The sequence below is a fragment of the Sphingobium sp. LB126 genome (assembly GCF_002795205.1).
Lineage (GTDB): Bacteria > Pseudomonadota > Alphaproteobacteria > Sphingomonadales > Sphingomonadaceae > Sphingobium > Sphingobium chungbukense.
The window spans coordinates 593,158-608,200 of record NZ_NETV01000001.1 but is presented as its reverse complement, the minus strand read 5'-3'; the positions used below and the strand labels follow the sequence as shown (position 1 = coordinate 608,200).

Genomic DNA, 15,043 nt, shown 5'->3' with positions numbered 1-15,043 from the left:
TCAAACGGTTATTCGTTCCACTTTCGTATCCATTTTGACATTTGATCTGGGAAAGCCATTGCCTACAGATGGAGAATGTCTTGGAGAAAGCGCCCATGTTGAATCGTCCGCCGTCGGCGCTGCGTGATTTTCTGAAGAGTGAGGCCGGTGGCGGCGTTCTGCTGATGGCGGTCGCTGCTTTCGCGATGCTGCTCGCCAACCTGCCGGGAGAGGCGGGGCATGTGCATCACGCGCTGGTGCATGCGCAAATCGGCCCTGAATTCACGCCGAAACTGGGGCCTATGACCGTCCACCTCTGGGTCAATGACGGCCTGATGGCGATTTTCTTCCTTCTGGTCGGGCTGGAGATCAAGCGGGAACTGGTCGACGGCGGCCTGTCGAGCTGGGAACGGCGGCGCCTGCCGTTCATCGCGGCGGCGGCGGGCATGCTTGCTCCGGCCTGCGTCTATCTTCTCGTGGTCGCGGGACGGCCCCATCTTGCGAGCGGCTGGGCGATCCCGGCTGCAACGGACATCGCCTTTGCCATCGGGGTGTTGGCGCTGCTGGGGCGCAGGGTGCCAGCTTCGTTGAAGCTCATGCTGACCGCCATCGCGATAGTCGACGATATGGGGGCGGTGGCAATCATCGCGCTGGCCTATACGCAGGACATCGACTGGACGGCGTTGGGCTGTGCGGCGGCGGTGCTGCTCGTGATGTTCGGTCTCAATCGCCTAGCCGTGCAAAGGCTGATACCCTATATGCTGGCTTTTGGGGCCTTGTGGTACTTTACCCTGCTTTCCGGGGTGCATGCGACCGTCGCGGGGGTGCTGACGGCAATGTCCGTGCCGATCAAGTCCACGCCCGGCAAGCCGGATGCCGCCGACAGTTCCCTGCATCGCCTGGAACATGCCTTGCATCCCTGGAGCGCTTATCTGATCGTGCCGCTGTTCGGTTTCATCAATGCCGGCGTGATGCTCGACGGCGCCGCGCTGGGCGTATTGCTGACCCCCCTGCCGATCGGCGTCGCCGCCGGCCTGTTTTTCGGCAAGCAGATCGGTATTTTCGGCGGTATCTGGGTAGCCGACCGGCTTGGCCTGTCGCGGCGACCCGCAGGGGCGAGTTGGGCGCAGATATACGGCATGGCGCTGCTTTGCGGCATCGGCTTCACCATGAGCCTGTTCATCGGCATGCTGGCATTCCCGGGCTCCGCCGCCTTGGTGGAACAGGCGAAGATCGGCATAATCGCGGGATCGTTGCTATCCGCCGTGGCTGGATATATAGTTTTACGGAGGGCGGAATCGCGTTGTTGAGTAGCGCGATTATCCGTTGGACCGCTCTGTCCATGCGTCGGACGGAATCGCGCGCGGAAAGCGGCAATGCTATTTTGCTGGCCGCCATAAGAGCGAATCGCACGAGATGCGAAGACCCTAGCCAGTCCCTTTCAGCGATCAGGTAGGAGGGTGAATATGTTTGGGGAAATGGATGTCAACTATTTGTTGCATCGACAACAAGTGGCGTTGATCCGCGCGCAGATGAGCCACTCCGCCAAGGGCAGGGCGGCCTATGAGGATCTGGCGCGCGGTTACACGAGCCGTATCGACGCCTATCGCCGTGAGAATGAACGATTGGTCGATCTCGCGCATTGTCCGGGTTGAGTGTGATCTGCGTCAGATGGGACGCGGCACGCTTTAGCGCCGGGCGATGAGATTCTCGATCGACAGGCGATGGACGTGATCGTCGCCGCACTCTTTCTCGAGAACCGATTTGATTTTCTCCAGTTCCGTTTCCGTCAGATGTTCGATGCCGATGAACTCATTACGCGCGGTCGAGATGGCGCGGATCAGTTCGTCCATCTTTGCCTGGATTGCGGAACCATCGCGATTTTGCGCATTCTGGATGAGGAACACCATCAGAAAGGTCACGATGGTCGTGCCGGTATTGATGATCAGTTGCCAGGTGTCGGAATAATGAAAGATCGGACCGGTCAGGATCCAGCAGAGGATTACCAGCACCGCCAGGATAAAAGCGAGAGGTTGCCCCGACCAGCAGGCGATCCTGTGCGCGAAAGCCGTAAAAATCCTGTCCATATCGATATTTCTCCTGGAACGTGCTGAACTCGGCCGAAACGGTTTATGTTTCGCGGAAGGCAAAAATAAATGGATGTGAGCAGCCATATTTAGCCTCCGTTCAGCCCGTGCTTGCCATGAAGGTGTCATGACAACCATCCCCTTCCGTTCGCTGGCCGTCGGGCTTGGCGCATCACTTTTTCTCGCCTCCTGTGCGACGGTGTCACCCGAATCGCGGGTGCGCGCCGGGCTGATCGATGCAGGATTGTCGCCGCCCATGGCGGGCTGCATGGCCGAAAGAATGGCTGACCGGCTCAGTATCGCACAATTGCGACGGCTCCAGTCGCTGGCCTCGCTTCGCAAGTCTCACATGGGCGACATGACGGTCGACCGCTTGCTCTATAAGGTCCGCGCGCTGGAGGACCCGGAGATATTCGCGGTAACCAGCAAGGCGGCGCTGATCTGCGCCATCGACCGCTGATTTCGCAATAAATCGAGGCGACGCTTTGCAAAAGTTTTGCAATTTTGCAAAGTGGTTTTGCGAAATTCACTGGCGTTGACCTTTCGCCTGTGCTTAGCCGCTGACCATCAAGTTTCAGCGGAAAGGACGGGCGAGCCCCATGAACATCCACGAATATCAGGCGAAGGAATTGCTGGCGAAATACGGCGCGCCGATCGCTGCCGGTTATGCCGCCTTCTCCGTCGAGGAAGCCGTCGAAGCCGCCAAGAAGCTGCCCGGGCCGCTTTATGTGGTTAAGTCGCAGATCCATGCTGGGGGTCGCGGCAAGGGCAAGTTCAAGGAACTCGGTCCCGATGCGAAGGGTGGCGTTCGCCTGGCCTTCAATCTGGACGAAGTGAAGGCGCATGCCACCGACATGCTCGGCAACACGCTGGTCACCATCCAGACCGGCGAAGCGGGCAAGCAGGTCAATCGCCTCTACATCACCGATGGCGCCGACATTGCGAAGGAATTCTACCTCGCCCTGCTGGTCGACCGCGCCAGCAGCCGAGTTGCCTTCGTCGTATCGACCGAAGGCGGCATGGATATTGAAGAGGTCGCCCACTCGACCCCTGAAAAGATCCACAGCTTCTCGGTCGATCCGGCTTCGGGCTTCCAGCCGCACCACGGCCGCGCCGTTGCCGCCGCTCTGGGCCTGTCCGGGGACCAGGCAAAGCAGGCTGCCAAGGTCGCTGCCTCGCTCTACGCCGCCTTCCTCGACACCGACGCCGAGCAGATCGAAGTCAATCCGCTGGCGCTGACCGAACAGGGTAACCTGCTGGTGCTCGATGCGAAGGTCGGTTTCGACGGCAACGCCATGTTCCGTCACAAGGACATCGCCGAACTGCGCGACCTGACCGAGGAAGATCCGGCGGAAGTCGAAGCTTCGGAATATGACCTCGCCTACATCAAGCTCGATGGCAACATCGGCTGCATGGTGAACGGCGCGGGCCTGGCCATGGCGACCATGGACATCATCAAGCTGAACGGCGAATTCCCTGCCAACTTCCTGGACGTCGGTGGCGGCGCGAACAAGGAAAAGGTGACCGCGGCCTTCAAGATCATCCTGAAGGACCCGGCGGTGAAGGGCATTCTCGTCAACATCTTCGGCGGCATCATGAAGTGCGACATCATTGCCGAGGGCATCGTCGCCGCCGCCAAGGAAGTGAACCTGTCGGTTCCGCTGGTCGTCCGCCTGGAAGGCACGAACGTCCAGCAGGGCAAGGACATTCTAGCGGCTTCGGGCCTGGCCATCGTCCCGGCGGACGATCTGGGCGACGCGGCGAAGAAGATCGTGGCGGAAGTGAGGAAGGCAGCCTGACGCAGCTTTTCGCCTGAACCAAGACACCAAAGGGTGCGGGTGGTCCGGAGACGGGCTGCCCGCGCCTGTGTTTGCCTTTGCTTTCGCATCGGCGGACTTGGCGTGATTTAACGGAGGATGTTGGAGATGAAGATCCTTGTGCCCGTGAAGCGGGTGATAGATTATAATGTGAAGCCGCGGGTGAAGGCGGACGGCACGGGCGTCGACCTGGCGAACGTGAAGATGTCGATGAACCCGTTCGACGAGATCGCGGTGGAGGAAGCGATCCGCCTGAAGGAAAAGGGCGTCGCGACCGAGATCGTCGCGGTGTCGATCGGCGTGGCGAAGGCGCAGGAAACGCTGCGCACGGCGCTGGCCATGGGTGCGGATCGGGCGATCCTGATCCAGACGGATGATGAGGTTGAACCGCTGGGCGTGGCCAAGCTGCTGGCGAAGGTCCAGGAAGAGGAAGGCGCTGGCCTGATCATCCTGGGCAAGCAGGCGATCGACGATGACAGCAACCAGACCGGCCAGATGCTGGCGGCGCTGCTGAACCTGCCGCAGGGCACCTTCGCCAGCAAGGTGGAGGTCGAGGGCGACAAGGTCAGCGTCACCCGCGAAGTCGATGGCGGCCTGGAGACGGTGAAGCTCACCACCCCGGCGATCATCACCACCGACCTGCGCCTCAATGAACCGCGCTATGCCTCGCTGCCCAACATCATGAAGGCGAAGAGCAAGCCGCTCGCGACCAAGGCACCCGCCGATTACGGCGTGGACATTGCGCCGCGTCTGGAGACGCTCAAGGTCACGGAACCCGCCAAGCGTTCGGCCGGCGTGAAGGTTGCCGATGTCGATGAACTGGTCGCTAAGCTCAAGGCTCTGGGAGTTGCAGCATGACGAAGACGCTCGTTTGGGTTGAACATGAGGGCGGCGCGGTCAAGGACGCGACCCTCTCCGCCGTCACCGCTGCATCGAAGCTGGGTGAAGTCCATCTGCTGGTCGCCGGTTCGGGCGTCGGCGGGGTGGCCGAGGAGGCTGCGAAGATCGCGGGCGTGGGCAAGGTCCATGTCGCGGACGACGCCGCCTTCGGTCATGCGCTGGCCGAGAATGTCGCGCCACTGGTCGTCGAACTGATGGGCCACCATGACGCCTTTGTCGCGCCTGCCACCAGCAACGGCAAGAATATCGCGCCGCGTGTTGCGGCTCTGCTCGACGTGATGCAGATCAGCGACATCCTGTCGGTGGAGAGCGAGGACAGTTTCACCCGTCCGATCTATGCCGGCAACGCGATCGCGACCGTCAAGTCGAAGGATGCCAAGAAGGTCCTGACCGTTCGCGGTACGGCGTTCGAGAAGGCGGCCCGTGAGGGTGGTTCGGGCGGGGTGGAAGCCGTGGCCTCGACCGGCGACAAGGGGCTGAGCAGCTTCGTCGGCGCCGAGATCGCCAAGCAGGAGCGTCCGGAACTGACCTCGGCCAAGATCATCGTGTCGGGCGGCCGCGCGCTGAAGGACAGCGAGACGTTTGAGGCGACCATCTTCCCGCTGGCGGACAAGCTGGGCGCGGCGGTCGGTGCGAGCCGTGCGGCGGTCGATGCTGGCTATGTGCCGAACGATTATCAGGTCGGGCAGACCGGCAAGATCGTGGCGCCGGAAGTCTATATCGCGGTCGGCATCTCCGGCGCGATCCAGCATCTGGCGGGGATGAAGGATTCCAAGACCATCGTCGCCATCAACAAGGATGAGGATGCACCGATCTTCCAGGTCGCGGACATCGGCCTTGTCGGCGACCTGTTCAAGGTCGTGCCGGAGCTGGTCGAGAAGCTGTAAGCCAGTTCCCCCTGAAATTCGAAAGAAGGGCGCGGGCTTTCAGGTCCGCGCCCTTTTTCTTGTCCGTTATTCGCAGCGGACGTCATTCTTGTCGATGGCGCGGCCTGCCAGCGCGCCGCCTGCGCCGCCCAGGATCGTGCCGAGGGTCTTCGACCCGCCGGGAGCGATGATATTGCCCAGTACACCACCCGCTATGGCGCCGACGATGGTGCCGGTGGTGCCGTCGTCGCGCTTGCAATAATAGCGGCCGTCATTGTCGCGATAGATATAGTCGTTGTCGCCGATCGGGCGGCCGCCGGGGCGGTGGCCGTAGCTGGGGCGATCATAGCCGTAACGGCCGCCATCGCCGTCGGTGACGCAGGCTGTCAGCGGCAGGGCCAGCAACATCGCGGCCAGAAGGGGGGTGCGCATGGTTGTTCTCTCCTCATTATATCCCCTGATGAGAGGGATAATGCTTTTGGCCGAGGGAAGTTTCGCGGGCAGAATTAGTCTGCCCGCCGCGGCGTGCCCAAAGGGGGGAAAAGGCGTCCGGGCGGGCAGTGGGGGCCAGCGGAGAGAGGGTGTGTCCGCTGGTTTGGCGCTGTCTGGGGAAGGCTGGGTCCGGGCAGGAAGAGGGGCGTCTGGAGCGGGCCAGTTTCTCCTGCCCGAAGAGGGTCAGCGAAAAAGGATCAGGACAGGGATGGCGATCCTGCGCTGGTCGTGGGCCGGGGTGGGGTCGGGGTGATCACCGGCGCCGTTTCCGTTTCGCGGGCGGCCAGGTTGGCCTTCGCATCATTGTAGCGGGCGACAAGGTCGTCCTTGAACTCGGTCAGCTTGCCTTCGTCATAGAGTTTCTTGCCGACATAGCCAGCGATCGCGCCGAAGATCAGGGTGCGGATCATGGGATGCTCCTTGGTTTCGATATTTGCCGGATAAACGGGCGGCGGGGCCTGTGGTTCCGGGGCTGCGGCGAGGCGTGGTCGCGGTGCGATATGGTGGCAGCGGGGGACGGGATGGCGAAAGCGGCGGCATGGGCCATGCCGGAGCGCGCCGCATTTTCAGCGGACGCAGGTGTCGCATCGCTTTGGAGGAAACCGGTTTCCACCTTCGCGCAGGATGGCCTGACCCTCCGTCGTGCGGCAGTCCCTATCCCGCACCCGCCAGCGCGGAGAAGCCGAAAAAGGCGTCGCGGGCGCGGGCGGCGGCGTCCACATAGGGGCGGCATTGTTCGGCCGCCAGCGCGCGGAGCGCTTGCGATTCTTCCGCTGTCAGGTCGCGCTCATAACAGTCGATGTCATAAAGGTCGTCGCTCTCGTAGCCGTCGAAGCCGGGGGGCGGGGGAAAGTCGGTGCGATAGCTTTCCAGGTTCGCGTCCCACCAAGCGCCGCGCAGCAGGGCGGCGGCCTCATCGGGCGGAAGGGTCGTGCGGTCGACCGGCGCGGGCGGAAGTTCACACTGTTCCTGGAAGCGGTGGGACGGGGCCTTGCCGCCCTCCTTCAGCGCCATGCGCGCGGCGACGAACAGCGCGGCGGAGGCGCCCGGCGAGAGGGCGGGGGCAGCCCGTTCCATGGCGGGGTCGAGCGGTCCGGCGTCGTCGCTGTCGCCGGCCATGGGACCGGCATAGGGAGCGGACAGATCTGCCTCCGCTTCCGCCTGGTCCTGCGGGCAGAGCATGTCGAGATAGGCGGCGAAATCCTGCGCGACGATGCGGGCGAGGGCGGCGTCGGAGCCTTCGGGCGGGCTGTCGGCCATGCGGTCGAGGCGGGAGAGCATCGACATGGCGAGGCGGTTGTCGTGGCGGTGGCGGGTGATTTCGCCTGCTTCCATGTCCTTGCGGATCACTTCCTCATGGCCGGTTAGCGCGCGGGCGAGCAGATCGTCGACGAGGCGGGCTCGAGCGATGAGGATGGCCGCGTCCCAGCCCAAGCGAAAGGCCGCGCCGTCGCGGCGGATGCGTAAGGAGTAGGCCGAGCGGGTGCTGATCTGCGCGGCTTCGCAGGCGGCGCGGATGATGCCGGTGGCGGCGAGGGTTTCAAGGAAAGCGCGCTGGCGTTCCGGGCTCCAGCCGTCGATGCGGATTGGCGGAGCGGGCGCGGGGAGGGGAGGGAAGTGGTAGGACATGGGCAAAGCTCCTTTTTATGGGAGGGTTTGCCGGGAGGATATGTTAGGGGAGGGGTTGTAGGACAGAACAAAATGGGAACAGATAGCGTCAGGGATATTGCTGGCGGGTGTGTTTGACGGCCAGTATCTCGATGGCTTCGGCGCCTATGCGGTAAACGAGGATGTAGTTGGGGGTGATGATCGCTTCACGCGTATCGGGCAGGCGTCCGGCGCGGTGCATATAAGGATGATCGGCCAATCGCTCGGCGGCATATTCGAGCAATTCGGCAAGTCGGGCGGCGGCTGCGGGATTGCGGTCGGAAATATAGTCGACGATCCGGCCAGCATCCTCGCGCGCCCTCGGACGCCAGATGATGTGGGGCATTATGCCTGGTTGGCCTTCTTGGCCTCAATGATGGCGCGCAGTTCCGCCATGACCTGATCGTGCGGGATGCCCGGCCGAGGGTCGGCCAAGGATGCCTCTATCTGCGCACGGAACCATGCGTCATAGGCCTCGGCTTCTTCGGTCGTCGCGAACTCGGACTCGATGGGGGTGAGCTTGGTCATGCTGGTGAAAATACCATAGATGTTAGCATCTTCCTAGGAGAGCAAAACTGGTTCAGCATGGCAGCAAACCTATCCGCTGTCTCGGTCTTCAATAGCGTCTTTAAGAGGGGTAACAAGTTTATTTATCAACTCGTCAGGAAACTCGGTATCTGTCTGAATGGCGTTGACTACTAAGTTGCAAAGTTGCATTTTTGTATAAGTAATCCCATTGAATTCAACTCGATCTCCGGAAATATGAAGATCGGAAGTGGTCGCTATGTTGGTCTTGAAAATACCGGATATTATGCGAGAGGGATAGAGATATTCTATGCCATTGTCGGACCATTCGACCATCGATGAAGTCGGTATACCCACCCTGTTACAAACTCTCTCAATGCCAGATTGTTTGACCGAATCTAGAACGATGAAAGTCCTATTTCGATACGGACTCGTTTGCATATCTCCTAAAAGAGACGACCAGTAATTTAAGCGGGCAGCGATATCGCCGCCGCAGCCTTCGATTACGATACGCCGTCCGGGCAACATAAGCGATATTACTTTGTTGAGGTAAATTCTATCTGTTTCACCTTCTACCAATATTATGGCATCCGGTAGAAATAAACTACCCAAATCATTTCCAAGCATTCTAAACTGTATATCGTGAAGTTCAGAAAATGTCTTGCAAGTTTTAGCAGAAATTAAATTCCCATTTCTACTCACAACAAAATTATTGCTTGGAACTTGTTTGTCTAAAAAGTTGTGTGAGTGTGTGCTTAGAACGAAATGCGGTTTGTGAGGAAATAAGTCCTCTCCTCGTTCTCTGTCCACGATAATTTTGGCTAGCTTTGCTTGGAGAGCAGGCGAGAGGCCCAATTCGGGCTCATCAATGGCGACAACTGAAAATCGCTCATCCATTAATGCAGCGAGAATGCCTAAGAATAATCTTGTTCCACTTGAAGTGACGCTAAGGCTCTCGCCATCAACGCTAATGTAGCGATTGCTGAAGGCGTTATCTGGAAATTCCGATTCCACGCTAATATCCAGATCGAACAAATCTCTGAAAGTGGAGAACAGCACCTCTCGCCGAGCATCGCTCAGTCGAGTTAAAGCTGGAGACCCGCAAAAACCGGTAGCGTTTGGACGGCTATAATGATTCACTGAGGGCGCGCGATCACGGAGGCCAGCTATGGATCCCAAGTCCCTGTTCAGTTTGAGCGATCACCTTGAGGCATTGAGCAAGGAGGGCGATCCGCTTGAGGTTTTGCAGGAGACGGTGGATTTCGAGTATTTCCGGGCGTGGCTGGTCGAAGGACTTGGTTATGGCGATGGAGCCAAAGGCGGACGCCCACCCTTCGATCCGGTGATGATGTTCAAGGCCCTGATCCTGCAGGCGCAGCATAATCTATCAGACGCCCGGATGGAGTTCATGATCCGCGATCGGCTGAGTTGGCTACGGTTTCTGGGACTGTCGCTTGGGGATCGCACGCCGGATGAGAACACGATCCGGCATTTTCGCAATCGCCTGACCGAGACGGGAACGCTCAAGCGGGTGATGAAGGCCTTTGACTGGCAACTCCAGAAGAAGGGCTACATTCCAATGTCCGGGCAGATCGTGGACGCCTCGCTGGTGCCTGCACCAAGACAGCGGAACACCGAGGGCGAACGTGAAGCGATCAAGTCGGGCAAGAGCGCCAGAGATATCTGGCCGGACGAGCCGAACAAGGCAGCACAGAAAGATACCGACGCCCGCTGGACCCTCAAGGTCGGCGGGAAAGTTCGGTATCGGGCGGATGGGACGCCGCTCCCCATGATCGCCCTGCCGGTCTTCGGCTATAAATCTCACATCAGCATCGACCGACGCTTCGGCTTCATCCGAGGCATGGCGGTGACTTCGGCGTCAGCGGCGGACGGGCGTCTTCTCCGACAGGTCGTCAGCACGGACAATACCAGTTCCGAGGTATGGGCTGACAGTGCCTATCGATCCAGGCGCAACGAGAAGTGGTTGTCGGATCAGATGCTCACGTCCCGCATTCATCGCCGCAAACCCATGGGCAAGCCGATGTCGAAGGCAACCGCACGGGCCAATGCCGCCAAATCCTCGATCCGTGCACATGTCGAGCATGTCTTCGCGCATCAGAAGAACCGGTTCAACCTGTTCATCCGCACCATCGGCCTGGCCCGCGCTGAGGCAAAACTGACCCTTTGCAACCTGGCCTACAACTTCAACCGCCTGATCTTCCACGAACGCCGGGAATGCAGGGGCTGACTCTGTCTGCAAGCCAGCCAAACCGGCGAAAACAACGCCAGGCATCGTGGAAATCGCTCCGAACGATGCCGTTCTTGCGCCCCGAAGCCTCGACGTCATCAAACCAGCCCGCTTCGCCAGAAATTACCCGGTTTTTGCGGGTCTCCAGCTGTGTTACAATTAAAATATGACCCTTCAAAGTTCTGATAATGACTTCTGCTGTTATGATATAAGTTATTATACCACTCGTCCAGCTCTCTCTCATTGTGATTATAAAGAGGGAGATGATGAAATGAATAAAATCTATTTACACCTATATACAGCTTCGTCTTATCAAGAGACATTTTCTTGAGATATGCCGACTTTCCCGAATTATTCCGACCAGTGAAGATGGTAACATTTCTTTCACTTTGTTTCTCGAGAATTTCGTTAACGCTCGGTGAGAAAGCTAATTCATCAAAAGTCCGCGGCATTAATTACCCCCTCTGAAAAGCCTACTCCGCCGCCACAGCCTCCATCCCCAGCAACGGCGCGAGATAGCGCCCGGTAAAGCTCCGGGCGTTCTTCGCGACCTTCTCCGGGGTGCCTTCGGCCACCACTTCGCCGCCCTTGACGCCACCCTCTGGCCCCATGTCGATGATCCAGTCGGCGGTCTTGATGACATCCAGATTATGTTCGATCACGACCACGCTGTTGCCCTGTTCGACCAGCGCGTGGAGGACTTCGAGCAGTTTGCGGACGTCCTCGAAATGCAGGCCGGTGGTGGGTTCGTCCAATATGTAGAGGGTGTTGCCGGTGGCTCGGCGGCTCAGTTCCTTGGCGAGTTTGACGCGTTGGGCTTCGCCGCCGGAGAGGGTGGTGGCCTGTTGGCCGACCTTGACATAGCCCAGGCCCACTTCGGCCAGCATCGCCATCTTGTCGCGGATGGGGGGGACGGCCTTGAAGAATTCCACCGCGTCCTCGACCGTCATGTCGAGCACGTCGGCTATGCTGTGGCCCTTGAACTTCACCTCCAGCGTCTCGCGATTGTAGCGGGCGCCGTGGCAGACGTCGCAGGTGACGTAGACGTCGGGGAGGAAGTGCATCTCGATCTTGAGAACGCCGTCGCCCTGGCAGGCTTCGCAGCGGCCGCCCTTGACGTTGAACGAAAAGCGGCCGGGTTTGTAGCCGCGGGCCTGGGCTTCGGGAAGCTGCGCGAACCAGTCGCGGATGTTGGTGAAGGCGCCGGTATAGGTCGCGGGGTTCGAGCGGGGGGTGCGGCCGATGGGCGACTGGTCGATGTCGATCACCTTGTCGCAATGTTCGAGGCCAGTCACCTTGTCGTGCGGGCCGGCGACGATGCGGGCGCCGTTGAGGGCGCGGGCTGACGCCGCGTAGAGGGTGTCGATGGTGAAGCTGGACTTGCCCGAACCTGAGACGCCGGTGATGCAGGTGAAGGTGCCGAGCGGGATGCTGGCTGTCACATTTTGCAGGTTGTTGGCGCGGGCGTTGTGGACGGTGAGTTTCTTGCCCGAGCCCTTGCGGCGTTTGGTGGGGACTTCGATGCGGCGGGTGCCGTTCAGATAATCGGCGGTCAGGCTGTCCTTGTGGGCGAGGAGTTGGTTGAGGTTGCCCTGTGCGACGATGGTGCCGCCGTGGACGCCTGCGCCCGGCCCCATGTCGACGATATAGTCGGCGGTGCGGATCGCGTCCTCGTCATGCTCCACGACGATGACGGTGTTGCCGAGGTCGCGCAGGCGTTTGAGGGTCACGAGCAGGCGGTCATTGTCGCGCTGGTGCAGGCCGATCGACGGTTCGTCGAGGACGTAGAGGACGCCGGAGAGGCCGCTGCCGATTTGCGATGCGAGGCGGATGCGCTGGGACTCGCCGCCGGACAGGGTGCCGCTGGTGCGGTCCAGGTTCAGATAGTCGAGGCCGACATTGTTGAGGAAACCGAGGCGTTCCACGATTTCCTTGAGGATGGCCTTGGCGATCTGATTCTGCTGATCGGTGAGGTGGGTGGGGAGGGTGGAGAAGAAGCCGAGCGCGTCCGCCACCGAGCGGCGGGTGGACATGGAGATGTCCTCTCCGGCGATCTTGACCGCGCGGGCTTCGGGTTTGAGGCGGGCGCCGTCGCATGTCTCACAGGGCATGGCGGTCTGGTATTTGCTCAGTTCCTCGCGCATCCAGGCGCTGTCGGTCTGGAGCAGGCGGCGGTTGAGGTTGCCGATCACGCCTTCGAAGGGTTTCTTGACCTCGTAGGACTTCTTGCCGTCGACGAAGCGCAGGGTGACGGGTTTGCCCGCGGTGCCGTGGAGGATGATGATCTTCACCTCCGCGGGGAGGTCGGCCCAAGGGGTTTCGAGGGAAAAGCCGAATTCCTTCGCGAGGCTGCCCAGGACCTGCATGTAATAGGGGCTGGGCGGGTTGGATTTGGCCCAGGGGACGATGGCGCCCTTCTTGAGCGTGAGGGCTTCGTTGGGGACGACGAGTTCGGGGTCGAACTCCTGCCGTTCGCCCAGGCCGTCGCAGGCGGGGCAGGCGCCCTGCGGGGCGTTGAAGGAAAAGAGGCGGGGTTCGATTTCGGGGATTGTGAAGCCGCTGACGGGGCAGGCGAATCTTTCAGAGAAGACGATGCGGTTGGCGGGGACTTCGGCGTTTTTCATTTTGCCGGCGGTTGCGCTTTGCCCACCCCCGGCCCCTCCCGCCTGCGGGAGGGGAGAGGTGAGGTCGGCGACGGTGCCGTCGGCGAGGTCGACATAGGCGAGGCCGTCGGCGAGTTTGAGGGCTTGCTCGAAGCTGTCGGCGAGGCGGGTGGACATGTCCTGCGTGACGGCGAGGCGGTCGACGACCACTTCGATGTCATGTTTGTATTTCTTGTCGAGGGCGGGGGCGTCCTCGATCGCGTAGAGTTCGCCGTCGATGCGGACGCGGGTGAAGCCGGCCTTCTGCCATTCGGCCAGTTCCTTGCGGTATTCGCCCTTGCGGCCGCGCACGACGGGGGCGAGGAGGTAGAAACGGGTGCCCTCCGGAAGCTGCATCACGCGGTCGACCATCTGGCTGACGGTCTGGGCGCTGATGGGGAGGCCGGTGGCGGGGCTGTAGGGGATGCCGACGCGCGCCCAGAGGAGGCGCATATAGTCGTAGATCTCCGTGACCGTGGCGACGGTGGAGCGGGGGTTTCTGGACGTCGTTTTCTGTTCGATCGAGATGGCGGGGGAGAGGCCCTCTATATGTTCGACGTCGGGCTTCTGCATCATCTCCAGGAACTGGCGGGCGTAGGCGGAGAGGGACTCCACATAGCGGCGCTGACCCTCGGCATAGATGGTGTCGAAGGCGAGGCTGGACTTGCCCGAGCCGGACAGGCCGGTGATGACGATCAGGCTGTCGCGGGGGAGGTCGACGTCGACGCCCTTGAGGTTGTGTTCGCGGGCGCCGCGGACGGAAATTTGCGTGAGACTCATGGGGGCGTGTTGTTCCAGATTTGTTCTTCGAGGGCAAGGCCCGGTCGGGGGCAAGATAGGGTCTGTGCGGTGAAAGGAAAAGGTGGCGGCTTTTCTCCGCGGAGAGGCTGGGTTAGGGCTGGGGGATGAGCGGGATTTCGGTTCGGATGCGATGCGGGGCGCTGGCCGTGGCGGTCGCGCTGGCGGGGTGTGGCGGGGGCGTCAAGTTCCGGCCGGTGAGCGATGTGCCGGTGCGGGTCGGGAAACCCTATACGGTGCGCGGGGTGACTTATGTGCCGGCGGCCGATCCCACCTACGACTATCTGGGTTATGCCAGTTGGTATGGGCATGAGAGCGGGAACCAGACGGCCAATGGGGAGCGCTTCGTGCCCAGGGCGGTGACGGCGGCGCATACGACGCTGCCGCTGCCGAGCTATGTCGAGGTGACGTCGCTGGATACGGGGCGGACCATCCTGGTGCGGGTGAACGATCGCGGGCCTTTTGCCGGGCAGGGGCGGATCATCGACCTGTCGCGCGGCGCGGCGGAGCAACTGGGGATCAGGGCGACGGGCCATGCGCCGGTCAGGGTGCGAGTGGTGGAGCCGCCGGAGAAGGACAAGCGCAAGCTGCGCGAGGGGCAGGAGGCGCCGTCGCGGCCTGCGGTCGACGCGCGGACGCTGGTCGATTTGCGGGCGCAACTGGCGGCGGGCGGCGGGGCTGCGATGTGATGTCGTTCGTCGACGGGCTGCTGCGGTTTGTCGTCCGTGGATGCCGCCGGGCGGGGCGGGTCGGCGGATCATCGAATGGGGAAAACGGTCCTGCTTCGCCCGCGCTATGATGCGTGCCGACACAGCGACGACCCGATACGGTTCCGGCCGGTGTGAGGTTGCCCTGTCGATAACAGTTTGAAGTCCCGGAGAGCCCGACAGCTTCCTGGATGCACCCCCGGCCTATCCCTTGCGCCGGGGGTGTTTTTTGTGTCGCGCGCTTGTTGAACATTTGTAATTTTCCGCTACGGAAAGCTTGTTTTTTTGGCGTAAAATTGTCGTTCGTCCAAGCTGGACTGCATTTGGTCGACAGG

At 61.1% G+C, this 15,043-nt stretch carries 16 protein-coding genes; 8 read left to right on the top strand and 8 right to left on the bottom strand.

The window, feature by feature from the left end:
• The first annotated feature begins 95 nt into the window (after window positions 1-95).
• Window positions 96-1,289, top strand: a complete 1,194-nt coding sequence (gene nhaA / locus CAF53_RS02885; RefSeq protein WP_100238671.1) for a Na+/H+ antiporter NhaA — start codon at window positions 96-98, stop codon at window positions 1,287-1,289.
• Between the two features lie 156 nt (window positions 1,290-1,445).
• Window positions 1,446-1,634 carry a hypothetical protein gene (locus CAF53_RS02880; RefSeq protein ID WP_100237266.1) on the top strand — a complete coding sequence of 63 codons (189 nt, stop codon included), beginning with the start codon at window positions 1,446-1,448 and terminating at the stop codon, window positions 1,632-1,634.
• 33 nt (window positions 1,635-1,667) lie between these two features.
• Here the strand turns inward: CAF53_RS02880 and CAF53_RS02875 are convergent, their stop codons facing one another.
• Window positions 1,668-2,066, bottom strand: coding sequence for a low affinity iron permease family protein (locus CAF53_RS02875; RefSeq protein ID WP_046763181.1), 399 nt, complete (start codon window positions 2,064-2,066; stop codon window positions 1,668-1,670).
• 127 nt (window positions 2,067-2,193) lie between these two features.
• Here CAF53_RS02875 and CAF53_RS02870 point away from each other — a divergent pair, with 127 nt between their 5' ends.
• The 4 genes from CAF53_RS02870 to CAF53_RS02855 all read left to right on the top strand — a co-directional run bounded on the left by CAF53_RS02870 (window position 2,194) and on the right by CAF53_RS02855 (window position 5,670).
• Window positions 2,194-2,526: a hypothetical protein gene (locus CAF53_RS02870; RefSeq protein ID WP_046763180.1), complete on the top strand. Its 333-nt coding sequence runs from the start codon at window positions 2,194-2,196 to the stop codon at window positions 2,524-2,526.
• A gap of 139 nt (window positions 2,527-2,665) precedes the next feature.
• A complete protein-coding gene (sucC, locus tag CAF53_RS02865; protein ID WP_046763179.1) occupies window positions 2,666-3,865 on the top strand; it encodes an ADP-forming succinate--CoA ligase subunit beta in 1,200 nt (399 codons plus the stop codon).
• A 126-nt stretch (window positions 3,866-3,991) separates the two neighbouring features.
• Window positions 3,992-4,741 (top strand): electron transfer flavoprotein subunit beta/FixA family protein, encoded by a 750-nt coding sequence (locus tag CAF53_RS02860; RefSeq protein ID WP_046763178.1) that lies wholly within the window; start codon window positions 3,992-3,994, stop codon window positions 4,739-4,741.
• Complete coding sequence (locus tag CAF53_RS02855; RefSeq protein ID WP_100237265.1) at window positions 4,738-5,670, top strand: FAD-binding protein; 933 nt, start codon at window positions 4,738-4,740, stop codon at window positions 5,668-5,670. The genes CAF53_RS02860 and CAF53_RS02855 overlap by 4 nt, the downstream gene beginning before the upstream one ends.
• Before the next feature lie 66 nt (window positions 5,671-5,736).
• On the opposite strand, the gene CAF53_RS02850 is transcribed toward CAF53_RS02855, so the two are convergent.
• The 6 genes from CAF53_RS02850 to CAF53_RS02825 form a co-directional block, all read right to left on the bottom strand.
• On the bottom strand, window positions 5,737-6,081 hold the full coding sequence (locus tag CAF53_RS02850; protein ID WP_046763176.1) for a glycine zipper 2TM domain-containing protein: 345 nt from the start codon (window positions 6,079-6,081) through the stop codon (window positions 5,737-5,739).
• 257 nt (window positions 6,082-6,338) lie between these two features.
• Entirely contained in the window at window positions 6,339-6,551 is a 213-nt protein-coding gene (locus CAF53_RS02845; protein WP_046763175.1) for a hypothetical protein, read from the bottom strand.
• 244 nt (window positions 6,552-6,795) lie between these two features.
• Window positions 6,796-7,770 (bottom strand): hypothetical protein, encoded by a 975-nt coding sequence (locus CAF53_RS02840; RefSeq protein WP_100237264.1) that lies wholly within the window; start codon window positions 7,768-7,770, stop codon window positions 6,796-6,798.
• 88 nt (window positions 7,771-7,858) lie between these two features.
• Window positions 7,859-8,134 carry a type II toxin-antitoxin system RelE/ParE family toxin gene (locus CAF53_RS02835; RefSeq protein WP_100237263.1) on the bottom strand — a complete coding sequence of 92 codons (276 nt, stop codon included), beginning with the start codon at window positions 8,132-8,134 and terminating at the stop codon, window positions 7,859-7,861.
• Window positions 8,134-8,316 carry a stability determinant gene (locus CAF53_RS02830; RefSeq protein WP_100237262.1) on the bottom strand — a complete coding sequence of 61 codons (183 nt, stop codon included), beginning with the start codon at window positions 8,314-8,316 and terminating at the stop codon, window positions 8,134-8,136. Before CAF53_RS02830 ends, CAF53_RS02835 begins: the two co-directional genes overlap by 1 nt.
• A 69-nt stretch (window positions 8,317-8,385) precedes the next feature.
• Complete coding sequence (locus CAF53_RS02825) at window positions 8,386-9,453, bottom strand: AAA family ATPase (protein WP_157801197.1); 1,068 nt, start codon at window positions 9,451-9,453, stop codon at window positions 8,386-8,388.
• A gap of 28 nt (window positions 9,454-9,481) precedes the next feature.
• On the opposite strand from CAF53_RS02825, the gene CAF53_RS02820 reads away from it, so the two are divergent.
• A complete protein-coding gene (locus CAF53_RS02820) occupies window positions 9,482-10,561 on the top strand; it encodes a transposase (RefSeq protein ID WP_100236968.1) in 1,080 nt (359 codons plus the stop codon).
• Window positions 10,562-11,034: 473 nt separating this feature from the next.
• On the opposite strand, the gene uvrA is transcribed toward CAF53_RS02820, so the two are convergent.
• Window positions 11,035-13,983 (bottom strand): excinuclease ABC subunit UvrA, encoded by a 2,949-nt coding sequence (uvrA, locus tag CAF53_RS02815; RefSeq protein WP_100237261.1) that lies wholly within the window; start codon window positions 13,981-13,983, stop codon window positions 11,035-11,037.
• Between the two features lie 125 nt (window positions 13,984-14,108).
• Here uvrA and CAF53_RS02810 point away from each other — a divergent pair, with 125 nt between their 5' ends.
• The gene (locus tag CAF53_RS02810) at window positions 14,109-14,690 is read left to right on the top strand and encodes a septal ring lytic transglycosylase RlpA family protein (protein ID WP_046763167.1); all 582 of its coding nucleotides are present in this window, start codon (window positions 14,109-14,111) and stop codon (window positions 14,688-14,690) included.
• Window positions 14,691-15,043: the final 353 nt, after the last annotated feature.